This is a genomic window from Geobacter anodireducens, assembly GCA_001628815.1.
GTDB lineage: Bacteria > Desulfobacterota > Desulfuromonadia > Geobacterales > Geobacteraceae > Geobacter > Geobacter anodireducens.
In genome coordinates this window covers 888970-912900 of record CP014963.1, presented here as the reverse complement: position 1 = coordinate 912900, position 23931 = coordinate 888970, and the positions used below count along the sequence as shown (strand labels likewise).

At 61.6% G+C, this 23931-nt stretch carries 12 protein-coding genes and 7 pseudogenes; 10 read left to right on the top strand and 9 right to left on the bottom strand.

Annotated features, from left to right (window positions below; all coding sequences use genetic code 11):
* The first annotated feature begins 141 nt into the window (after positions 1-141).
* The 3 genes and pseudogenes from A2G06_04250 to A2G06_04240 all read left to right on the top strand — a co-directional run bounded on the left by A2G06_04250 (position 142) and on the right by A2G06_04240 (position 3031).
* A pseudogene (locus tag A2G06_04250) lies at positions 142-1584 on the top strand (PAS domain-containing sensor histidine kinase).
* Between the two features lie 131 nt (positions 1585-1715).
* Positions 1716-2003, top strand: a complete 288-nt coding sequence (locus A2G06_04245; protein ANA39701.1) for a hypothetical protein — start codon at positions 1716-1718, stop codon at positions 2001-2003.
* Entirely contained in the window at positions 2000-3031 is a 1032-nt protein-coding gene (locus A2G06_04240) for a histidine kinase (GenBank protein ID ANA39700.1), read from the top strand. Before A2G06_04245 ends, A2G06_04240 begins: the two co-directional genes overlap by 4 nt.
* Before the next feature lie 89 nt (positions 3032-3120).
* Here the strand turns inward: A2G06_04240 and A2G06_04235 are convergent.
* Positions 3121-4412: pseudogene (locus A2G06_04235) on the bottom strand (helix-turn-helix transcriptional regulator).
* A gap of 262 nt (positions 4413-4674) precedes the next feature.
* Here A2G06_04235 and A2G06_04230 point away from each other — a divergent pair.
* The 4 genes from A2G06_04230 to A2G06_04215 all read left to right on the top strand — a co-directional run bounded on the left by A2G06_04230 (position 4675) and on the right by A2G06_04215 (position 12086).
* Positions 4675-6282 carry a hypothetical protein gene (locus A2G06_04230; protein ID ANA39699.1) on the top strand — a complete coding sequence of 536 codons (1608 nt, stop codon included), beginning with the start codon at positions 4675-4677 and terminating at the stop codon, positions 6280-6282.
* Positions 6283-6352: 70 nt separating this feature from the next.
* Positions 6353-6829 (top strand): hypothetical protein, encoded by a 477-nt coding sequence (locus A2G06_04225; protein ANA39698.1) that lies wholly within the window; start codon positions 6353-6355, stop codon positions 6827-6829.
* 35 nt (positions 6830-6864) lie between these two features.
* Complete coding sequence (locus A2G06_04220) at positions 6865-8199, top strand: hypothetical protein (protein ID ANA39697.1); 1335 nt, start codon at positions 6865-6867, stop codon at positions 8197-8199.
* A 110-nt stretch (positions 8200-8309) separates the two neighbouring features.
* Positions 8310-12086 carry a hypothetical protein gene (locus A2G06_04215; protein ANA39696.1) on the top strand — a complete coding sequence of 1259 codons (3777 nt, stop codon included), beginning with the start codon at positions 8310-8312 and terminating at the stop codon, positions 12084-12086.
* A gap of 100 nt (positions 12087-12186) precedes the next feature.
* Here A2G06_04215 and A2G06_04210 read toward each other — a convergent pair.
* From A2G06_04210 to A2G06_04200, 3 genes and pseudogenes are all read right to left on the bottom strand, one after another.
* Positions 12187-14252: pseudogene (locus A2G06_04210) on the bottom strand (peptidase C1).
* A 96-nt stretch (positions 14253-14348) separates the two neighbouring features.
* Positions 14349-15237, bottom strand: a pseudogene (locus A2G06_04205) (transporter).
* 48 nt (positions 15238-15285) lie between these two features.
* Entirely contained in the window at positions 15286-16194 is a 909-nt protein-coding gene (locus tag A2G06_04200) for a permease (GenBank protein ANA39695.1), read from the bottom strand.
* A gap of 207 nt (positions 16195-16401) precedes the next feature.
* Here A2G06_04200 and A2G06_04195 point away from each other — a divergent pair, with 207 nt between their 5' ends.
* From A2G06_04195 to A2G06_04185, 3 genes are all read left to right on the top strand, one after another.
* On the top strand, positions 16402-16986 hold the full coding sequence (locus A2G06_04195) for a molecular chaperone (GenBank protein ANA39694.1): 585 nt from the start codon (positions 16402-16404) through the stop codon (positions 16984-16986).
* A 129-nt stretch (positions 16987-17115) separates the two neighbouring features.
* A complete protein-coding gene (locus tag A2G06_04190; GenBank protein ANA39693.1) occupies positions 17116-17553 on the top strand; it encodes a hypothetical protein in 438 nt (145 codons plus the stop codon).
* Between the two features lie 22 nt (positions 17554-17575).
* Complete coding sequence (locus A2G06_04185; protein ID ANA39692.1) at positions 17576-18037, top strand: hypothetical protein; 462 nt, start codon at positions 17576-17578, stop codon at positions 18035-18037.
* Positions 18038-18048: 11 nt separating this feature from the next.
* On the opposite strand, the pseudogene A2G06_04180 reads toward A2G06_04185, so the two are convergent.
* The 5 genes and pseudogenes from A2G06_04180 to A2G06_04160 all read right to left on the bottom strand — a co-directional run bounded on the left by A2G06_04180 (position 18049) and on the right by A2G06_04160 (position 23819).
* A pseudogene (locus tag A2G06_04180) lies at positions 18049-19604 on the bottom strand ((4Fe-4S)-binding protein).
* A gap of 14 nt (positions 19605-19618) precedes the next feature.
* Positions 19619-20499 (bottom strand): annotated as a pseudogene (locus A2G06_04175) (cytoplasmic protein).
* Positions 20500-20573: 74 nt separating this feature from the next.
* Positions 20574-21481, bottom strand: a pseudogene (locus A2G06_04170) (2-dehydropantoate 2-reductase).
* Between the two features lie 203 nt (positions 21482-21684).
* Positions 21685-22662: an alcohol dehydrogenase gene (locus A2G06_04165; GenBank protein ID ANA39691.1), complete on the bottom strand. Its 978-nt coding sequence runs from the start codon at positions 22660-22662 to the stop codon at positions 21685-21687.
* A 200-nt stretch (positions 22663-22862) separates the two neighbouring features.
* Positions 22863-23819 (bottom strand): hypothetical protein, encoded by a 957-nt coding sequence (locus A2G06_04160; GenBank protein ID ANA39690.1) that lies wholly within the window; start codon positions 23817-23819, stop codon positions 22863-22865.
* Positions 23820-23931 lie beyond the last annotated feature (112 nt).

Sequence of the window (23931 nt, the reverse complement as noted above, 5' to 3'; positions counted from 1 at the left end):
ACGGCCAATCTCTGTCAAGAACAATCTATCTGCCGGCAGGCAACCACCGGGCACGCCTCCCTGTTCCCACGGACCGTGCCAAGGCGAGACGGCCACGAAGTTCACTATGGCAGTACCAGTGCGATTGGGATATACTTGCCCCTGGCACAATCAAACTTCTGCCAACGCTCCGGGGCGCCCATGATTCTCGGCATCATTGCGCTTTCGTTTATCCTCCAGCTTGTCGCTGCCATTCTCGCCCTCCGGCTGATCAAGGTAACCGGCGGGGCTCTCGCATGGGCGCTTCTGGCCATGGCGTCGCTTCTCATGGTGGGTCGGCGTTCGTTGGCGCTCTACCACTGGTACGGAACGCCCTCAACTCCTCCGCCGCTGCTGCTCAACGAAGTAATCGGCCTTTTGATATCGCTGCTGTTCGTGGCGGCCGTCGCCGGTCTCTCGCCCCTGCTCGGACGGATCAGGAAGTCCGAGTATTTCTGGCGTGAATCCGAGCAGCGCCTCAGGGGAATGCTCGACAACAGCGGCCTGATCGCCGTCATGCTCGACGAGCGGGGCGCCATAACGTTCTGCAACCGTCACCTGCTCGACCTGACCGGCTGGAGCCGTGAGGAGGTGGTCGGCGGCAACTGGTTCGAGACCTTCATTCCAACCGATCAGCGCAAGCAACTGGCGGAACTCTACCGGCATCACGTGTCCCGGGGCAATTTCCCCGCCTACTACCAGTACGAGATCATGACGAAAAGCGGGGAACGGCTCATCATCGCGTGGCACGGCACCACCATGTGCGACGCAAGGGGACGGGTTGTGGGAGGAACGGCCATCGGCGAGGACATCACCGAACGCATGCGGGTGGAGGAGGAGATCCGGCGGCTCAACGCCGAACTGGAACAGCGGGTAAGCGCGCGGACAGCAGAACTGGCCGCATCGACAAAGGAACTGGAAGGATTCTGCTACTCGGTTTCCCATGACCTGCGAACCCCCCTGCGGGCCATTGCCGGCCACAGTTCGATCATCCGCGAGGACTGCACCGCGATCACCGCGTCCTGCCAGCACCATCTGGCCCGCATCGAGCGGGCAGCGGTCAGGATGGGGGAGCTCATCGACGCCCTGCTGGAATTGGCGCGGGTTGCCCGCCGCGCGCCCTCCCCCGGGGAGATCAACCTCAGCAGCATAGCGCAGCAGATCCTCACCGACCTGCGCATTGCCTCGCCCGGGCGACGCGTTGCCAGCACCGTCGCCGAGGGACTCGCGGCCCACGGCGATCCGGTCCTGGTCCGGGTGGCCGTGCAGAATCTGCTGGAAAACGCCTGGAAATTCACGGCAGGGAACCCGGACGCCCTGATCGAGGTGGGCTCTGAAACGGCAGGTGGGGAGACGGTATTTTTCGTGCGGGACAACGGCGTCGGCTTCGACATGGCCCATGCGGACAAGATGTTCGGCACCTTCCGGCGCCTGCACCGGGACGACGAATTCGAGGGAACCGGCATCGGGCTCGCCACGGTAAAGCGGATCATCGAGCGGCACGGCGGCCGGGTCTGGGCCGAGGGAGAACCAGGCCGGATGGCGATCTTCCGCTTCACGCTGCCGGAACACGTGCGATGTCATTCAGTGCATCAAGCCAGCACGTACGCCGACGGGGCAAAAACCACATGAAGCACCAGGCGGACACGCGAGAATTCCTTCGAACGCACCACCGATAACAGATGGAGTACCCCCCGATGTTTCAGGAAAGCGAACTTTTCAACCTCGTGCTGGGCGTCATCAGCCTGATATTCTTTGCCGGTTTCGGCACCCGGCGGCTCAGCATCCCCCGTTCCCTGCTCGTCGCATACGGCTGCCTGCTGCTCAGCTACCTGTTTACGGTGGTGGAAGGGTTCATCGCACCGGACGCCTTCAACCTGCTGGAGCACCTTGCCGGTGCCGCCGCCGGCGTCATGTTCGCCTACGGATGCCTGCACATCTCCCGACGGAGTAACGGGAACGCCGCAGGAGACCGGACGCCATGACTTCGACGGTCGTGCCGGACATCATCTCGGCTGCCGGCTTCGCCATCGCCACATGGGCGACCCTGCGCATCGACCCGGACGTGCTCGGCAGATTGCCCAAACTCTTCCTGGCCATCTGCACGTCCCTCTACACGCTGGTGGGCCTGTCGAACATCATCGAACATGCCGGCATCACCCCCTACCTTGACCGCTACGAAGACTACCTGGAAATCATCTTCATTCCCTTCTTCCTGTTCTTCGTCTTTTCCGTGCAGAACGAGCAGGAGATCAGGAGGCGGATCCGGGCGGAACAGGAAACCCGGGTAATTAATGAGAATCTTGAAACGCTGATCGCCGAGAGAACGGCTGCGCTCGAAGCGAGCAACCGGGAACTGGAGAGCTTCTGCTACTCGGTTTCCCACGATCTCCGGGCACCCCTGCGCCATATTGACGGGTACGGCAGGATTCTCCTGGAAGACCTCCAGGGACGGTTGGGCGAGGAAGACAAGCTCTATCTGGAGCGGCTACGTCACGCCACGCTGAAAATGGAGAGCCTGATCGATGATCTGCTGGAATTGTCGCGGGTGACCCGTGCCGACCTGAATCGGCAAAAGGTTGATCTGAGCGTTATGGCACGGGAAATTACGACTGAACTGGACAAGGCGTCACCGGTCCGGGACGTTGAATGGCACATCGGCGGCGGCATGTGGGCCCAGGGAGATCCCCTGCTGCTGCGGGTGGCGCTCGTCAATCTCCTTGGCAATGCCTGGAAATACACGAGCGGCACGGCACACGCCATCGTAGAGTTCAGCGCGGTCAGGGAAAACGACCAGATGACGTTTTTTATCCGCGACAACGGCGCAGGATTCAGCATGGATTACTCGGACAAGCTCTTCATCCCCTTCCAGCGCCTCCATCGGGAGGACCAGTTCGAGGGAACCGGGGTGGGCCTTGCCACGGTCAAGCGCATCATCGCCCGCCACGGCGGCCGGATCTGGGCCGAGGCCGCAGTGGGCCACGGGGCCACCTTCTATTTCACCCTGCGCTAGCCCCGCCGCCATCCCCTTCATCGCAGGTCCGGCAGCCGTCCCTTCACGCCGGTGCAGCCACCACTCCCTGCCCCGGCTTCACTTCGCGCTTACTCCCGTTGTTCCGTTCCCAGCTTCGTCAGCAGTTCCTCTTTCCCTGACACGCTCATCTTATCGTAAATCCGCTTCATGTAGGTCTTGACCGAAGACTCGGAGATATCCAGCTCCCGGGCCGCCTCCTTGAATGTCATTCCCCGGACGACACAAGCGAGGACCGATTTTTCCTGGTCGGAGAAACGCTTGCGCAGGCCCGGCGGAAGCATGAACTCAAAAGGCGGCCCACCTTCGCCGGCCCCCGTTTCGGCCATCCCTGCCATGTCCCCCATGGCCGGGATGGCCGGCGCATCCGGGGGCCGCTCGCTCCGCATGACCAGATAGAGCACAAGAACCGACGAGGTGAGGACGAGATTCGCCACGGCCACGACCAGATGGGAGCGTCGCCGATCAGGAGGGAGGCTGTCTTGCCCGCGGCTATGCCGGCACAGGTGACCGCGAGACCGATGCCGAAGGCACGGCACGTGTCCCTTTGGGCAAGGAGCAGCGCCAGCAGGTAGAGGTCGAGGAATCCAGCCGCTGCCTGCATGGCGAACAGGGCCACGTTGACCGATGCCGGCCCGTCTATCAGAACCAGGGAAAAGGCGAACATGGCCATCACGATCGCCAGGGCCAGCAGCCCCTCTCTCCGGCGGTGCAGGAGCACGAGCCCCGCCATGACTGCTGCCACGTAAAAGACGAGCTCGATGCCGGGCAGAAAGGCCGCCGCGGCGTAGTCCTGGAACAGGGCCCCGTACATGAGGCCGCTCACGATCTGGAACACGAACACGAAGGGGAGAAAGGGAGCCAGATTCGACTCCCCGTCGGCTTCATCCTGGACTCCGCTGCGCGCAAGGATGGGGACCAGGAGCAGGGCTGCCGCGGCCGGAAATTTCACGCTGTGGGGCACGGGGACAGCCATGAACACGAAGAGCAGGGCATTGGCCGCGACCAGGCCGACAGCAGCCGATGCCGCAACCGATGGAGAGCGTTTCAGGATGCTGCCCGCCTTGACGCAGACAAAGGCTGACCCCACGCCGGCCCCGGACAGGAACCAGGGGACGCCGGCGGGAGCCTGCGCGATCAGAAGCGTCGAGCCCACGGCGGCCGCTCCGCCGACGGCTGCCAGGGGCGGCAGCATCCGCCGCGGAAGGGCCCCCCCGATGACTGCCAGCGTAATGACGTGGGGGACGAGGAAAAAGAGGATGGCGTTGTCCGCTCCCAGGCGGGTCAGCAGGAATCCCTCCATGGGGACGGCAAGAAGCCAGACGACAAACGCGACAAAGGGAAGTGATGCTGTAAGGATCATGAACAGGCTCGAACCTGGGATATCGCACTGCGATTAACCGAAACTATAGCACGGTTGACAGTTTGGTCGACATTAATTTTCCCGGTTGACAGTCGGGCGACTATTGGGCGGATGGTGAATACCGATAGGATGAGCAGCCCTGACGTATACGACACGCAACGACCGGCAGCGGAATCGGGGGCCGGGCGGAGAGGGCCGCCCGCTGCCGGATTCAGCCCATCAGAGTGAACCGTATCATACCACATCATCGGGAGGATTTCCAATGAAGCGACTGAGAAAGGCACGACGGCTGCGGCTGCTCGCGGCGTGGCTGGCGGTGGCGGCACTGGCGCCGGCCGCGGCACTGGCGGCCGGGCACGAGATTCACGGCTCCAACGACTTTTCCATTACCTACAATGACGTGCAGGGTGCCGGCGGGAGCCAGTCGTCCCTCACCGAGGGAACGCGGTACCTGGAGATCCTCAACCTCTTCGGCAACGGCCGGGCGGGAGACTTCGACTACAACTGGACCGTGGGAACCAAGGCCACGGACGACCGGCGCAACGACCAGAAGACCTTCTCACTCACCAACCTCCAGGGCAGGCTCACCAACAAGATTCACACGATCACCCTGGGCGACACCTTTGAGGCGTTCTCCCAGTACTCCCTGAACACTGCGGTCAAGGGCGGTTCCTACAAGTTCACCCCGGAGCAGTCCCATCTTCCCCAGGTGAGCCTCCTGTACGGCATCGCCTACTCCCGCTGGGACAACTTCTGGGGGGTGGACGCGGTGGAGCGGCAGGTGGCGGGCGGCAAGATCAGGCAGAACATCGGCCCCGACTTCTGGATCGGCCTGAGCGGGGTCCAGACCGACGATCACGTGCGGGTCCTGGGCGGAGAGCTGACCAACCACCAGACCTGGACCGTTGACTGGGAATACCGCCCGATCCCCGGGCTCACCATCCAGGGGGAGTCCTCGTGGCTCAACGGCGACAGGAGCCCGAGCGACGGCGCTCCCTTCGACGCCTACCACGGCCATGCCCACAAGGTGGTGGCCATCGGCGACGGCGGCCCCAGCCGGGTAACACTCGAATACGAGCGGGTCTCGCCCGAGTTCAGAACCACCATCGGGTCCGCCACTCCCGACCGGGAGAAGGTGAAAGCCAAGTGGCGCTACAAGTACAGCAAGGACCTCAGCATCACCAGCGCCATGCTCTGGTACCATGACAACCTGGACGGGCAGAAGGCCTACGGCACCGATCACTACAAGCCCGAGATCGCAGTCTCCCTGAAAAAACCGTTCGCGCGCCAGTACGCGGTGGCCGACATCAGCTACAAGCTCGACCGGGCCTACAGTCCCGTGATGCGGAGCCTTGACCACTACATCACCATGGGATACCGGGACCGCTTCGGCGTCCTGGACAGCGACTCCACCTTCGGCATCATCGTCTACGACCAGAACGGCGCTGCCAAGCGCAAGGACGTGGAATTCACCTACAACACCAGCCTCTCCAGCAGGCATACCCTGGGACGGTTCGTGCTGAAGCCCTCCATCTACCTGGGCGGCTGGACCCACAACGACGAGGTGGCCGAGAACACCGACCAGATCGTGGAATACTCAGCCGGCCTGGGCGTGGACGTGCCCGACCTGAAGATAACCTCCACCATCAGGGTGGGCGAAAACCGGCTCCTCAAGGAAGCCGGCACCGATACGGCAAAGACCTTCGCCGGCGCGAACGTCTTCTGGCGGCCCGAAATGCTCGCCAAGGCGCAGGGGATGCTCTACGCCAAGGCGAGCGTCAATGACTTCCGCTACGATCCCAACCTGGCCGCCGGCAGCCGGAACTTCCGGGAGACCAGCGTCACCGCGGGCATCAGCATCCAGTTCTGACGGAAATGGTGTATCCTTGACTGCACTGCGCCCGTACGCAGCCAAGCAGATGCCCCTCGGGAGGTTCACTATGAAAGCCTATAGCGCCGGACTCTTCCTGCTGCTCGCCTGTGCCCTTCTTCCCGCCTGCGCGGGGCTGCAGATCGGCGGAGGCGGCGATTCGCCCTCTGCGGTGGCCATGACGAGCCACGCGCAGGTGAGGCAGACCATCGACCGGCTCATCGCCGCCTATGAGGCAAAAGACAGTCGCGGCTTCTCCGAGTTGGTGAGCGAACGATACACGGGCGAGGCGGCCATTCTCGAAACCGCCGTCCGGCGAGACTTCAGCGCCAACCACAACCTGGCGATCCGCTACACCGTCAACAACATTACCCTCGACGATGGCGGCAAGGCCTTTGCGGCCATCACCTTCACCCGGTCCTGGACTGACGTCAAGACCGCCAGAACCATGAACGAAACCAGGGAAACATCCCTGGTGTTCATCCGTGAAAACGGCACCTACAGGCTCTACAGCCAGAACGTCCCGCCGCTGTTCGGGCTGCACTGAACGAGCAGATACCCTTACCGATTCAGGAGGAATCCATGAACGCAGTACGATTCTTTGTCATCCTGACCATGCTGGCCCTGCTGCCCGCCACCGGTCATGCCAAATGGTGGATCTTCGGGCAGGCGGAGAATGAGATCTCCACCCGCTACCTTTATCTGAACGGCGTCTCCTACGACGAGCTGGGTGACAAGGTCACCATCTACCGGGAGACCCTGGACAACGGCCAGGTGGTCCTGCGGGGCAAGGCCGCCACCAGTTCGTCGGCCGTGGGCTCGGTGCAGGTGAGCACCACCAACAGGGAAAGCTGGGACAAGGCCCGCAAGACCTCCGACGGCAGCTTCGAGTATGGCTTCCGCCCGGAAACCGGCAAGAAGTACGTCATTTACGTGAAGATCATCGACACCACCGGCAAGACCAACGACGTGGATGCCACCCGCAAGGAGATCACCATCTCCGACCAGAACATCTCCACCCTCATCCGCCAGGCCATGGATGAACTGATGGCGGCCTACATGGCCGAGGATCCGGCCCGGTTCATGGCCCTCGTCAGCGAGGATTTCGTTGCCGACCCCGCCGTGCTCGACCGGGCCATCCGCCGGGATTTCACGGCATTCGACAACATCGACCTCCGCTACACCCTGAACAACGTCACCGCCGCCAGCGGCAAGATCTACGCCGGCTTCACCTTCAGCCGCAAACTGACCTCCACCCGGAGCGGCCAGACCCTCTCCGACAAGGGCTCCAGCGAGTTCATCTTCAGCCTCGGGGAAAAGGGCCCCCTGGTGTTCAGCATGAAAAACCCGTTGATCTTCGGCCTCTCCGATGCCTCCAACGTGGCCACGGGCACGGTCAACACCGGCACGAACGAACCGGTGATCGTCGTGACCAGCGACGGCGACGTCATCACCCAGCCGTTCACCGAGGCCATCACGACCATCGACAATGGCGGCGTGGTGCAGGCCAGTGCCGATACGGTGGAATCAGGGAGTTTTGTACTGAACTTCGACCGGGAGTCCGGAAGCGCATTCAGCTTCAGCTTTGTCGACCAGGAAGCGAGAGCTCTGCGCAGTGACGACATCGTGCTTGAAATCAACCAATTGTGGATAAAGAGTGGGGTCGGATACAAAAAGCTCGATGTAACGGGCATCAACACTATCTCCAGCATCACCACGGACGGCTTCAAGGTTTCGGCCCGTACATGGGAGGACACGATCCGTGTCGATATGGAAGTCGGCTCCGTATACGCCTTCAGGCTTTTGGACGGGAAATACGCCCTGCTGGAAATTGTGAGCTATCAGGATTTCGGTGATGCCATAACCCGTTCGAACTACCGCTACAAATACCAACCCAACGGTTTGCCCAACTTCTGACAACGGCCTGTGGACACCAGTACCATGGCAATGGCCGGCGCGGGGGATTCCCGGTCCGGCCATTGCCGCATTCCCGGAGCTCCCAGGCAACCGGGGTCAAGGGACATCCCATGAAACGCTGTCTGACTACTCTCATCTTCCTGCTCTGCCACGCCGACGCCTGGGGCGGTTCGCTCCTGACCAAGAGCGAGGATTTCTCCAAGGCCGCCACCTATGGCATGAACATGGCCACCTACTCCATGGAAATGATGGATGCAAGGCAGGCGGCGGAAAAGCTCGCCACCTTCGATGTGGTCTGGGACATCATGGGAAAGGGGGAAGAGGTTCTGCTCAATGGCGACCCCGACGCCTTTCCGAAACTGAAGGACGATGTTCTCAAAATCAAGCTGGTGCTGGATAAGGTCGCCGAAGTTTCCGCCAAACTGGGCGAGGGGGTCTACGATGAAGCCCTCATGGGGAGCGTAGACGTCATGGTGGGGATGGTGAACCATCCGATGGTAAACGGCCTCTGGGAGGCGGTCAAGCTGGCCTACCAGTCCCACAGGCTCGTCCAGGACAGCCGGGCCGCCCTGGAAATCGAAACGCTCTACGGCATCGTCAACTACGACCGTCGGCTGCGGGGCACTGCCGGCAGCGACGGGCCCAAGCTCTTCAGTGTCGACGCCGATACGGTCACCTATTTTTTCAACAAATACCTGATCACCGACGAAAGCACGCGGGGGCTGGTCAAGACCTACGTGAAAAACAAGCTGGGGGAAGAATTCCCGGAACTCCCCGCATCCGACAGCGCCCTGGCCTGGCTCCGGGGCACCCTGGACGAGGAGAAAAACGAGCATGAAGTGCGGCTGCTGCAGGAATTCGAAAACTCCTCGCGCCGCTGGACCATGCAGTTGCTGAAAGATCTGAACGAGCAGGTAAAAAAGGAATGGGTCGCCACCCGACTCCACCAGGAGCAGGAGAAGTTCAAGGCGTTCACCGACCAAGTGGGAAAGGCCTTTGCCAACGTGGATCAGGTCTTTGCCTACTACGCAAATCAGGCGGCCCTGCGCAAGCAGGCAGCGGGCTTCCCTGCCACGCTGAAGGAGCTTGCGGAGAAGAGAACCAGGTTCGAAGCCCAGTATGCCCCCCTCAGGCCGTCCCAGTTCAACGAGCGGATGGCCGCCCGCAACGGCCTCCACCAGGTGATGAGCGAGGCTAGCCGCCATGCGGTTTTCTGCCTAATCATCAATGATTTTACGCTTCAGAAGGAATTCGAGGCGCTCCACTTGGCCGTCATGCAGCGGATCGACGCCATTGACAGGGAAATGTCCGTCCAGCGCGAAACCGCGACGGAAGAAGCTCTGACGCTTGCCGAGGGAGCGGGGGACGACTACCGGGCCTACGAGGCGTCGCTGGATAAGCGGTTCAAACCGGTTGTGGATGATGCGATCAGCTTTCTGGACGACTACCGCCCCCTGGAACCCAGCGAGATCAGCTCGCTTCTGGCTGAAAACAATATGGAAGAGGCGGAACTCAGGATAGTTGCCTGGCAGGTTGAACAGGGAAAGCTCTTCGAAAAGGTTCAGGCAACATTCAACAAGGATTTTGCCGCCATTACGCAGGGGGACTCCCCTCCAGTGACGGAAACACCGATGTACCAGCGCTATCTGCGTAGGGGAGACCAGAACCCCGGAATCCGGGAGATGGTTCTTCATGATGCCACCAGGGAGCGGGACACCTACTGGCGCAATGCCGCCGCCAAGGCGGAGGACGCCTTCACCATCGCCTTCGGAACCGCCTCCCTTGCGTACAGCAGGGACCATCAGGAACTGTCCCAGGTCTTTGAATACTTCGCCACTGAAACCAAACGGATCCGGACAGCCGTAACCGAAAACATCGCCGCAATCCGCGCCATCAAGGGCCAGATCGCCGATCACGTCCTCGCCCTGTCGCCGGGCGCCAGCTACCGGAACAGAATCCTCGATAATTTTTCACTGGCGGACTTCGAGCCCGGTGCGACCATCGACGAAGCCGAGGCATACCTGCGGGACAACCGTCATGCCACCATCGGCAAAATAGATGATGCCGACGTCGCCATCAACACCGTTGCCTGGCAGATCCGGAAGCGCCGTGACCGGATCGCGGCCCCCATCGACCTCCTGAACGGCCATATCAGCGGGATCAACGCCTTTGCGGTCCTGGCGGAGAGGATCCGGAACGCGCAAAAACGTGCCGACGGATTCAAGCCCCTTGACGACCAGACCGTGGCCCTCTACAACGACCTGGCCGCATATCCGTCGGAACAGGCCGCCGAAGATGCCTCCTTCGCCGGGAGGACCGATCCCAAGGCGAATCCTCCCCGGAGCCTGACCTACACCACAACCGAAAAAAACTGGGATGGCGAATCGTGGACCACCAGGGAAGTGGAGAACATCAAGTTCCCCTCCGTTGTCAACCCCGCCTGGGGGAAAATCGACTACCGCAGGCACCTGGACTCCATCAAGGGGCTGCAAGGGATGAATCCGGCAGCCATGGAGGCCAGGGGACGAAAACTGATTGCGGAAATAGAGCAGGATCTCGCCAACCGCCAGCGGGACATCGACCATCTCACGGAACTGGAGCAGGAATTCACCGCCTGGTACGAGAAACAGTTGCGGGACAGCGTCATCGTGCAGGACAGCCAGTCCGGCCACTACGTCCCCCGCGGCGATCTCTACCCCGACCGCGTCACCGGCCACGCCATCGTCAACACCCCATACCCGCACTTCGCCCTGGCCGACGAACTCGCCAGGGAACCGAAACTCGCCAAGGCCGAGGAGAATCTAAAAAGGCTCAAGGTCCACCGGTTCATCCAGGATTCCATGCCCGCCACCAAGGCCATGCTGGCAACCCTCTTCACCAGCAAGGGCTTTTATCTCCCCGCAAAGGAAGACAACTTCCTGATCGGCAACACCCCGGTCTGGAAGAGCGATCTGGCAACGGCGCGCCGGATACTGGAACCGCTGAAACCCGATTCCGGCGACTATCGGAAGCAACTGGAGTTGGTGGAGAAACTGCTTCCCTTCACCATCGAGTTTCCCCCCCTCCCCACCGACAGGAAGGCACGCCGTTCCGAAGAAATTCAGCACACGATCGGGCGGTTCAAGGAAAATGCCGGGCTGCAGCATTTCGACTTCGAGCTGGGAAAGGAATTTGCGGCACTGCGCATCATGGTGCAGGAGCTGATCATCGGCAAAGGCCGCCTCATCGAGCAGGAGTCCCTGGCGGAAACCCAGGTCGCTAGCGGCCGGGAGCGTCTTGCGGAATTCCGGAAGACGTTTGATGCCATTGCCGCCGACACCGAGCGGTACCTGGCGCAAAAGACAGTGGAACAAGCCGACTACGACGGGATCAGCTCCCGGTACTGGGACCTGCGGAGCCGCTACGACGGAGACACCTTCGCCCAGGATTCGACTTTCACCGGACAACTGGCCGCCCACGAGGGAAAACTTGCTTCATTGCAGGGGATGACCATCGATCCCCGGCAGCGGGACACGGAACGGATCGAGGCTTTCTACGGCACCTTCAAGGCAGCCTACGAAAGCAAGAACGATTCAGGGCTCATGGGCTGCCTCGACGACGACTGGTCCGCCGGCGACGGAACCACCCTGGCCGACCTGCAGGACCACTTCCGCAACATGTTCAGCGTCTTCGACCAGATTCAGCTCACCATGAGCGGCTTGAGGATCGAGCGGAAAGGCACCGATGGCTACCTCGTTTCCTACGACCTGCTGATCGTGGGGAGCATCTATGCCGAAAACATCAGGCATGAGGAAAAATCCTCGGTTGCGGAAGAGGTTTCCATGGATTCTGCTGGGCAGGTAAGGATCTCCCGCACCTCCCGGGGGCGCTTCTGGTACGTGCGGTAGGCGGAAACCGCCGGAATCGACGCAAACCGGGCGAATGAATGACACAGGGCCTCGCCGGACTGTTGCCGGCGGGGCCCTGCCATCGGGGTGCGGTGCGTCCTCAGAACCCGCGCAGGCTCTCCACCCGCGCAGCCAGGGCCGCGCCCCGGATCCGCTCCAGGGTGGCGGTCACCACCGCCACATCATTGTCGAAGGAGCCGTGGGCAAGGGGTATCAGCCCCTGGCCGTCCGAGACCTTTTCCCGCGTCTTGTCGTGGACCCGCACGGGCCCCATTCCCCCCATGAAATTCCGCCACGCGTCCACCTCGCCGGCTGCGCGCTGATTCCAGAGGTCGGACTGGCCGGGCACCGGGCGCCACGCCCCCTCCATGCCGAGGATCGGCATCTTGTGATAGTCCTCCAGGGCCCGGCTCACCAGGTAGAGGAGCGATTTGCCATAGGGGCCCACGGTGTCGGCGCGCTCCCGCTCGTCGCTCAGGATGTCGAAAAAGAGGCGGTTCCGATCCACCAGCCCCCGGTTGACTGCCGGCACGTAGTGGGCCAGGGCGAAGCCCACAGTGCAGGCCGGGGCGTAGAGGGAAATGCTGGCCGCGGGGATCTTTTTCTGCCCCATCCGGTCCAGAAGATGCCCGTGGAGGATGGAGCCGGCCGAATGCCCAACGAGATGGATCTCCACAGAGGGAATCTGTTTCTTGAGCTCGGCCAGGTGACCCGCCAGAAGCGTGAGCCCCGCCTCCTGGTCCGCCGCGGCCGCTGCATTCTGCTTCATCTGCATCCAGACCGGCTTCACGAGCAGGTTCTCGCTGGCCACCTCCACCGAGCGGTCCCGGGCCTCCTCCAGCCGGTTCTTGATATCGTCCCACCACCCCCGCGACGGTCCTGCGCCGAGGGCTTGAAGAATTTCCCCACCGCATCTTCGAGCATGCCGGCAATGCTCTCGCCGAAGCCGGTCTTCCAGGTCACGAACAGGGGGTAGATGTCGTTGGCCAGGAAATAGGGGGCCATGACCCTGATCCGCTTGAGGGAAGCCTCCTCGTCGTTGAGCCCTCCGTGGGCATAAATGGCCAGCTTCGGCGCGCTCCTGCCCGACAGCCAGGCCAGCGGCAGGCGGTAGGCGGCCTCCTTCACGGCGCCGACGGCATCGGCCACGTCAAGGAACCGGTTGATGGGGCAACCGTCATTGCCGAGCACGACGGTATGCTCATAGGCCCGGGATTCGCTCAGGGGTTCAACCGCCGGATTCGCGTAGGTGAAGGGCTTTGAGGTGCTGCCCGAACTCCAGTACCAGGCCGCCTTGCCGTTGACCACCTCCTGGAGGGTCATGCTGCTCTTGGTGCGCCCCTCGCCGCTCACGAGCATGGGGGCGCCCAGGACCGCCACCCAGGCGTCGGAGCCATGCTGGATCCAGTCCTCGTAGGTCATGATGGCGAACCCCAGGTAGCCCCAGTCGGCTCCCCAGGAATTCTGCACGATGAACCCCTCCGGGGTGTAGCCCACCAGGGCGAAGGCGTGGCCGCCGGTCTCGCCGGGTTGCGTCCGGATCACCGGCAGGGTGGCGGAAGCATCCAGGAACCACCCCCTGTGGACCGCCGCCGACACGTAGACGGCCCCCACCTCGTTGATGGCCGCCTGCAGATCGGAGACCGAGTCCTTGTCAACCCGGTAATAGGCGCCCAGGGGCCTCTGGGCCGCGTCCTGCTGCCACCCCTCCTTGGGAGGCACGAACTTCTGCCTGTAGGGCCAGAGCGGGTCGGTGCAGACCCCGTGGCGGTGCCACCCCTTCATGGCCCCGCGGCAACTGGAGCCCTCGTAATCCTCACCGGGCCACTCGTCATAGATCCGGGCCATGTGGTAGAGCATCCGCGGGCTCACCCGGGGGACCTTTCCCCCCTTGCGGCCGCGCTGTTTCACCTCTTCAAGGTGCTTGCGCCAGTTGAGGTAGTTGATGACCGCGGCCAGGCCGAAACCGGTGCAGGCCCCTTCGGCCCCCTGGTCGAGGACCAGCTTGTGGATCTTGGTGTAGTCGGCCAGAAAGGTGGTGATGAACGACGGATCGGGGTACTGGGGGGGAAGACTTACCAGCGGCGGAGCGTAGCGGCGGTCACGGTAGTCGACACGGTCGGGGCGGGCGTCGAAAATCCTTCCCTGGATTTCTCGCGTGGGCATGGCGGCCTCCTTGTCACCGGCGGGAATGGAACACCCTTATTTGACTAATGAAAGTCTGCCACACTTTTCCAGCGTGACAAGGAGGACGAGCTGTTTTTACGGGCGGCCGGGCCGGTTCCGGGGACCCACGGCCAGCAGCGCGAGACCGCCGAAAATGAGCAGGATGCCACCGAGCGAGGTAAGGGTAAGACGCTCGCCCACCACGGTCACGCCGAGGATGGTGGCGGTGAGCGGTTCGGCCAGGGAGAGGGTCACGGCGCTTGCCACCGGCACGGTTTGGAGCCCCCGGGCGAAAAGGCGGTAGGAAAGGGCCGTGGCAATGAGCCCCAGGTGAAGGACCACCACGGCGCCGCGCACCGAAGGGAGCCAGGAGAGGTCGGCCCCCACCAGAAGCGGCGCCAGGAACAGCGCCCCGAGACAGAACGCCACGGCGATGACCGCGTCCGGGGAGCGGCCGGCCAGAAGCGCTTTGATCGCCAGGGTATAGGCCGCATAGGAGAGCCCCGCGCCCAGGGCCAGGACAATGCCCAGCGGATTGACGCTCACCTCTCCGCCGGTGGCCAGGAGCAGGGAACAGCCGGCCACGGCAAGCGCGGTGGCACCGGCCCAGCGCCGCCCAGGCCGCTCGCCGAGCACCAGGAATGCCAGAATCCCGGCCATGACCGGCGAGCTGCCGATGCCCACCATGGTACCCACCGCCACCCCTGTCGTCTTGACCGCCGCGAAAAAGGTCAACTGGTAGGACGCGATGCAGCCCCCCGCGCAGAGCGTGGGGATGAGGGGCCAGCGCATGCCCTTCGTGCCACCGGCCAAGGAGCAGGAGTGCCAGTCCCCCCACCGCCAGCCGGAGGGCGCCGATGGTCATGGGATTGGCCCCCACCGGAGCGAGGGCCTGGGATGTGCCGGTGGTCCCCCACAGGACCGCCGCCCCCAGGATGAACCACGCCCCTCCCCTGCCCGCTTGTGCCATGCCGCTACCGCCCATGCCATGCCTCCCTGTTGTTCCCGTCTGCTGCCATACCTCTGTGCCGCGTCACTTTGCCCTGGCCAGGGCCACCACGGCGCCCAGCACCAGGGCGGCACCCGCCAGTTGCACGCCCCCCAGGGATTCGCCCAGGATCAGCGCCGCCAGGACCAGGGTCACCACCGGCTCAAGCGTTGAGAGGGTCGCCGCGTCGGCGGCCCCCAGGCGCTGCATGCCGGCGAAGAAGCCGACCATGGCCACCACGGTGGAAAAAAGGGCTATTCCGGCCACGGCTCCCCAGCCGGCCAGCCCCGTGGGCCAGTGGGGCCCCTGCCAGATCACGGCACAGCCGTAGACCGTGGCCGCCGCAAGCATGATGACGGTTGCCGCCGGAATGGCGCCGGTGCGGCGGGACACCTGCTCCCCCACGAGGATGTAGCCCGTATAGATGACTGCCGCGCCGGCGCCGAACACTATCCCGGACAGGCTGCCGGTCAGGCCGTCGGCCACGGTCAGCAGGATGCCGACGAGGGAGGCCGCCACGGCCGCAACCTTGAGGGGCGTCAGCCGCTGGCGGCCCAGGGCCGCCGAGGCCAGGGTCACCAGGGCCGGGTAGAGGTAGAGCAGGAGCGCCGTGAGCCCGGCGGATGCATGGCGCAGGGACGTGAAATAACAGAAAGCCTGGCCCACGTAGCCGATGGCGCCCATGCCGACCAGTATCCAAAAATCGCGGCCCCGGGGCCAGGACAGGCGCAGGACGGGCATCAGGGCCGCCATGAGCACCCCCGCCACCAGGAACCGCAGGAAGAGAACCACGGCGGTGGAGGCGCCCGAGGCAAACGCCACCTTGCCGAAGATGCCCAGGGCGCCGAACCCGACGGCCGATGCCGCCACAAAGGCCGCCCCGGCCAGGCGGGGGCCGGCGAGAGCGTGCCTGGCGCGGTCCTGCCGGGCAGTGTGCGACGATTCGAACGCCATGCGTTCCTGTTCCTTTCCCGGCCGCCCCCTGTCGCGGGGCCGGCCGCAAATGCCGCATAGTACACGAATGCGGCGGTTCTGTCCTCAATTTTGAGCACAGGGCTCCACGGCTCTTCACCCTGCCTTTATATTTTGCCATTGACATTCGATTTCAATTAAATAAAATAGAATCAAAGACACTGATCTCCATGAAAGGGGTGTTGAGTCATGAGACGCCAGACTGAACTCAAGACCGTTCACAGAAGTGATACGGACAGGATGCAGACGGTGAAAAGATCGACCAGAAGCGGCTCCTCAACGGGCAGAAACATGTCGATGGCAGCTCCCCGCGAGAGCATGCCCGTGGCCTCAACCGTAACGAACCCGTTCCGCGAAATGGAGCGGTGGTTCGAGGAATCCCTGAACCGCCCCTTCTTCGGCATGAACTGGGTTCCCTTCCGCAACCTGATCAACGACCTGGGGAATAGCGGCGAACTGATGCCCGCCGTGGACATGTTCGAAGAAGGGGAACACCTGGTGGTGAAAGCCGAACTGCCGGGCATTCCACGGGATGATCTGAACCTGCGGATAGTGGATGGCAACCTGATCATTTCGGGCGAAAAGAGGTCCGGGGAAACGGTCGAGCGGAGCAACTACCTGCGGCTCGAACGGCACCACGGCTCCTTCACGCGGACACTGAGACTGCCCGATGGCCTCGATACCGAGCACATCAGGGCCAGTTTCAGGGACGGAATTCTGGATGTCCGCATCCCGAAGACCGAAAGCACCGTCCGGCAGATCACCGTGGAATGACCACCCGGCATCACCACCGCAGCGAAAAGGGGAAGCCCGAAGCTTCCCCTTTTCGCGTCTCTTTCCTTGCCATCCCCGCCCCGTGACCGTACAATGCCTCCGCACCCCATCAGCGCCCCGGAGGAATCCATGTCGAACCTCGTCCTTTTTCTCCTCATGATGTGCGGCGGCGTGTTCATCGCCGTCCAGCCATCCATCAACGCCCGGCTGGCCCAGAAGACGGGCGTGATCGAGAGCTCCACCGTTTCCTTCGCGGTGGGGGCCCTGGCGCTCCTGGTCGTGAGCACCATGGTGGGAAAGGGGAGCCTGCGCGGCGTTGCCTCGGCCAACTGGTGGGAGCTGACCGGCGGGCTGTGCGGAGCCTTCTACGTCACCCTGATCATTTTCGCGGTCCCCCGCATCGGCACGGCCGCGGCCATGGCGGCCACCATCGCCGCCCAGTTGGCCACCGGCCTGCTGCTGGACCACTACCGGCTCTTCGGCTACCAGGGAGCCCCCTTCGACCTGAAGCGGGGCATCGGCGTGGTGCTCCTGCTGATCGGCGCGGCGCTGGTGTTCCGGCGCTAAACCCGGCCGGGGAGTCCCTGCCATGGAACCGAACAGCCGCGACATTGCCGGCATCCGCACCGTCGCCCTCTTCGAGGGGGCCAAGGGAGCCCTTGTCATTGCCGCGGGCCTGGGTCTGCTCGCCCTGATCCACCACGATGTCCAGGCCCTGGCCGAGGAGATCGTCTCCCTTTTCCACCTGAACCCGGCAAGCCGGATCCCGCGCATCTTCCTGGAAGCGGCGGACGCGGCCAGCGACGGGCGGCTGCGGCTGCTGGCGCTGGGTGCCTTCGGCTATGCCAGTCTGCGCTTCACCGAGGCCTGGGGGCTCTGGCGGGCCCGGCCCTGGGCCGAATGGCTCGGCATCGTTTCGGGCGGCATCTACCTTCCCCTCGAAGTCTATGAACTCGTTGTCTCCATCTCTGCCGTCAAAATCGGCACCTTCCTCGTGAACCTCATCGTGGTGGCCGTGCTGGTGCGGGCGCGAATCCGGGCACGCAGGTAACGCATGGTACGCTAGCCGTAGGGGTCGCCACCCTCCCGCACCGGTGCCGGCCCTTGAACGTCCCTGAGCGGCGTCCGGTCTTTCACCGCAAAGACATCTATTCCGGCCTTCCCCTCCACCGGACAGACGTTCTCGCAGATCCCGCAGCCGTTGCACAGGTCATCCACCACGTAGGGAACCAGCAGTTCCACCTGCCGCCCCTGGTCGTCCGTGTCCAGAACCCGGCGCGAGCGGATCGCCTTGGCGGGAATGGGACAGTGCTCCTCGCACACGATGCAGTTGACCTTCTTGGCAAAGGGGAGGCAATGGTTGCGGTCGAACACGGCCTTGCCGATGACTTCGCGCTTCTTGGCCGGCACCGGCAGGTTCGGGATGGCGCCGGTGGGGCAGACCTGCCCGCAGAGGGTGCAGTTGTATTCGCAGTAGCCGAGCCTGGGGATCAGTACCGGCGTGTAGACCCCCTCCACCCCGGCCTGCAGTGCCGCCGGATAGAGGGCGCTCCGCAGGCAGACCTTCATGCACTCCCCGCACCGGACGCACGCGGCGAGGAATGCCCCCTCGTCCCGCACCCCCGGCGGACGGAGCATGCGCGCCTGTGCCGCGGGATCGCGGAAACGGAAAAACCTGGCCGCCAGGAGCCCGCCGACAACGCCTCCCAGCAGAACCCTGCGCTGCGGCAGAAGCGGCCCCTCCCCGGCCAGGGGCGAACCGGGCAGGAAGCGGACCCGGGCCGAGGGGCACCGCACCGCGCACTCCATGCAGAGGATGCACTCTTCCTTCTGGAGGATCTCCCGGTCGAAGGAGGTGGGACAGAGCCCACTGCAGGCGCGGCAATCAGCGCAGAGCTTTTCGGGGCTGCGGTTGAACGGAGAAAAGCGGGCGCTAAGCCCCAGAAGGGTGCCCAAGGGGCAGAGACGGCGGCACCAGCAGCGGGACTCGAATGCTTCCAGCCCGATCACTCCCGCCAGGATGAGGGCGGAAAGGAAGGCCAGGGGATAGGCGGCCTCCCGGAACGGCAGGACATGATCGCGGATCAGGGCATAGCCCGGAGCCAGCAGGTCTCGCCCTTCCCCCAGCACCCGGTAGAGCCCGACCCAGGCGCCGCGGGTCGTATCGCCCAGGAGGGGATGGAGGGAGAATGCGAGACCCCGCACGAGGATGGCCAGAGGATCCAGCAACCCGGCCAGGTTGATGCCGGCCAGGGCCGCGCCGAGCAGGGGAAGGAACACCCAGTATTTGGCATTTCCCGTGAGGAGGGAGGCGCGCCCCGCCGGCGGAACCGGCTGCCGAGGAGATCGAGGATGGTGCCGAGGGGACAGACCCAGCCGCAGAAAAAGCGCCCCAGAAGCGCCGTGGCAACCAGGAGCAGCACCGCCGGAAGCAGCAGCCAAGTGAATGTCTTTGCCGCCAGGAGATACGTTGCCGCCACCAACGGGTCAGCCCGGAACAAGGCGTTCACCGCCCCATTGATCTCGTCCCTGCCCCGGTATTCGGTGTTGACGAAGAGGACCAGGAAGAGGAGCAGAAACAGGAGCTGGCTGATCCGCGCCGAGGTGATCCGTTTCATGGGAGTCTCATGTCTCAGGCCGTGACGATGCGGACCCGCTTCAGGTTCATCTCGCCGAGCCCCCGCTTGTGGGCCGCCACGGTGACCGGAATATCCTCGGGCTTGAGACCGAACAGGGTGGTGGCGTAGGCATCGGCGGCCACGATGTCCGTGGAGGCGATGACCGTATCCATCACCTTCACGTCGGCCGGGCTCCCCCCCTGGGGTCCGTGATCGGTCAGGATGCGGGTGGCGTCGATGACCGTCAGGTGGCTTTTGAGCACGCTGTTGATGTCGGCCAGGGCATCATCCAGGTGGCGATGAATGCTTCCCCGGTTTCCCCCCATGACCCCCATCACGTTCTTGAGCCCCAGGGTCAGGCGGGACAGGCCGTGGTGCTTGGCCACCGGCACGTTGATGAAGACATCGGCCGAGAGCGCTTCGTCGTAAAGCTCCCACGCCGGGAGCACGGCCCCCTTGATGGGGACCCGCCGGAACCGCTCGTTTTCGATGAATTTCAGCTCCACCCCCTTCATCCCCTTGAGGCATCGCTGATGCCGCTCTGGACATAGCAGCGGCGCTCGTCGTTGCAGGTCCGGTCAAAGACCTTGACCCGCTTCGCTCCGGCGGCCAGGGCCTCCTCGGCCAGGGCGCGCACCACCAGCGGGTGGGTATTGGCTGCCTGGGCAGGGGTCCGGTCCCACCCCATGTTGGGCTTCAGGACCACCACATCCCCCGGTTTCACGAACCGCTTCATACCGCCCAGAAGCGCAAGGGCGCTCCGGGTCGTGCGGGCATAGTCCTTTCCCCGCGCCACCGCCACCGTCGGCTGCGGCGCCGCGAACAGCCGCCGGAATGCCCCTTCGGCAAAGAGGGACGACAGTCCCACGAGCTTCAGAAACGTGCGTCGTTCCATGGTTTCCTCCCCGGCTTGACATAGAATTCACGCTTTCCAAGGATACCATAGAGACGGCAGCGCTCCAGGAAAAACTAGCCGGCAGACTGCTCCAGCAGCGTTGCCAGCATCTCCACCCGGGGCATGGCGATGCCCCGTTGGCTGCCGTAGGCAAGGGGCGTCCGGAAGATGGCCCCGATCTCCAGGGGCCTCCCCTCTTCCCGGTCGATCTGCATGGAGGGTTTGTATTCGCCCATCCTGTCGGTGAATTCCAGCATGCTGTCCGCGTATGCCGGGGCTATGGGCACGGTCAACCCCTGGGCATTGGCCGCGGCGATCACCTCATGCATGATCTCCCGCACTAGTGTGCGGCTCGCATCCCGCGCCAGGAGCAAGTTGACCGGCTGCTGCAGCAGGGCGCACAGGCCGTTGAACGGAATGTTCCAGACCAGCTTCTCCCAGCGGGCCCGCTTCAGGTCGCCGGTTGCACGGCACTCCACTCCTGCCCGCACGAACAGGGCGGCCAGCGCCTCGGTCCATTCCCGGTCGCGGGGAAGAAAGTCGCCCAGGGTAATCCGGCCCGCACCAAGGTGGTGCACCTCTCCCGGCTCACCCCGGTTGGAACAGAGAAAGGCCACCCCGCCGATGACCCGCTCAGGGCCGAACAGGGCGGCCAGTGCCTCTTCGTTCCCCAACCCGTTCTGAAGGGTCAGGATCCGGGTTTCCGCCCCCACGAGGGGACGGATCAACTCCTCATACCGGTCGTTGGCAAAGGTCTTGAGTCCCACCAGAACCAGGTCTGCGGGGCCGATCTCATCAGGAGTCCGGTATCCTTTCACGCGGGGGAGGGCAAAATCACCGTCAGTGGAGAATACGTTGAGGCCGTTGCGAACGATTGCCTCGAAATCGCGGCGGAGAAGGAAATGCACGTCTTCCCCCGCCCGCTGCAGCAGCGCGCCGTAGTAGAGCCCCAGGCTCCGGCGCCGACAATGGCTATTTTCATCAGAACGACTCCAGGAAACGGGTTTGTCGGGCACGGCGGCCAATGGTCCGCAGATGGCCAGTAATCTACTGGGAAATTCCAATATTGAACGATTTTTTCCAACATTCCCAAACGAATTCAATAACCGCATAGAAAGACATTCTGACATTGCGAGATCATCGATCCTGACATCAGGTTAGGGTGTAGCTCAAATTGACATTAATTCACGGGCGAAGCAGAATTTTCCCCTTGCGTGCTGACTGAAGGCTTGCTGCTATAGCTGTTTTTACTTCTGTCATTGGATAGATAGCTTCTACTGGTAACCTCAATTTCTGTTCCTCTGCCAAACTAATTAGTTCCTTCATCATATGTTCTCTTTTATCTCTGACCATAGACTGATTGATTTTCTTTTGCCAAAAACCCTTTACTGTAATCTGCTTGAAAGCGATATCCCCAGCAGGGATGTGCATCGGCTCCCCAGACATCGATCCAAAGGAAATCAGCAAACCGTTTTCTCCCAATACAGAGAGCAATGCCTGACTGGCTGCTCCACCAATTGAATCAATCGCATAGCTAATGGAGATTTTGCCTGTCAAATCACGTACGTATTGTGGCCAGTTCTGATTGGAAGTAGAAACTACATTTTCAATTCCGAGTGCCTTCAGTTCTTTTTCAGATGCTTCACTGCGTACAAGACTGATGGTTTTGACTCCATGTTCTTTTGCAAGAGCGGATAAGGCTTTTCCAATAGCCCCTCCCGCTGCATTTTGAATGATCCATTGTCCTGGTTTAGCATCCAAAAACTCGAGTAACATGAGCGCACTAAATGGCATGGAACTCAGCTGTGCCCCGACTTCATCATCAATAGAGTCGGGAACAACCGTCAATATATCCTCCGGAGCCAGGAAATACTCCGCCCACACGCCCATTATTGGAGAACCTACTACACGCTGGCCTGGCTTCAGATTCTGCACGCCCTCCCCAACAGCATCAACGATACCCAGCGCCTCACTCCCCCCAATCGCGGGTAAATTTGGCTTGTATCCATAAGTTCCACGTATTGTCCATATATCGTGGTTGTGGATAGGAGACATAATTGTTTTGACTCGAACCTGATTAAAATCCGGAACAGGGAGCGAAGCCTCTTCCACGTTAATAACCTGAGAAGGCTCACCGAATTGATGGTATACAGATGCATGCATAAGAAATATCTCCTCAAATTGTTTCGAGCAAAGTCTTTTTGGGCATAGCGGTCAACATGTCTTTATTGATTTGGATCGGGAAAATATGCGTCTGCTGCTTATCGTGACGCCTTAATGATCTAGCTACACTCTAAATCTACCAGGCAGGGTCAATAAATTACGAGAATATTATCGGACTTTATTTTTCTCTGCCCACTTCATCACTTTGCGATGCGTCGTAATAGATCACTGTCTGGGTCCGCAAAAAGTGCATTGAGAATCTCAAAATGATTGACACCCGGAATCTCTTTCATGGAAACTTTGTGGTGGCAGTCCTGCAGCCTGGCACTGTAATGCTGAGATTGCTCTTTAAGCTCAGGCTGCTCATTACCGCCGTAATAGAGATAAAGCGGCAACGAGGCAGCGTTTGCAGTGTGAATATTATTGACAGGGCTTAAATTGATGATTTCGTTCGCATTCAACTGCAAGGCCGTGCCAATTTTCTTCGTCGGAGCAATAGGTGCCAGATCAAACAGACCGCTGATAGGGAAAACTGCCTTATTGACCACAGGATGGTCTTTCCAGACTGCCGCAAGATGCCCCCCTGCAGAGTGCCCAGCCAAATAGACAGGTTTTTCAGATGCAGCGTTAGTCTGCAAATATTTTTGTACAGCATCCAATGCCCTGCCAACTTCGTTGACCAGAGCAGTCATGCCAACGCGTGGAATGGTTTTACCATCCACTGTATTTTCTTTGGTCAGGTCATATTCAATCAAGATCAGGTCAATATTCTGCTCAAGCAATTTTTCGCCGACAAAAGCATAAGAATCTTTGACTTCCCCTTGCCAGTAGCCGCCATGAATGAAAATAAAAAAACCTTGAGTATCTGCTTCACTGAATTTTGGATTATGAAAATGATCAAATGTTTCTCTAACGCCAAGTCCATACGGAATATTTTTTTTCAACAGATAGTTATCATAGATAACCTTACTTTTTTTCTTGAAGGAATCTGTTTCACTTTTGGCTTTGTCTAAGCCAATATAGTTCAATGTGTCGTAAGCTTCTATCATGTGTTTCTCTTTTTGAGTTGGCGCATCAGTCTGTGCCAACACGTGGGAAGCCATTGTCATTGAGATGGCAACAGCCAGTACGGGGAATCGCTTTTTCATGATCTTCAAGAATTTTCCCTAATCCAAGTTACGATGTTTTCTTTCCCTAATGGCGTAGCCCCATATTTCAGATTTGGTTTGAAAGCAGAATAGCGAATGGGGGTGGAAAAATAAACCGTTT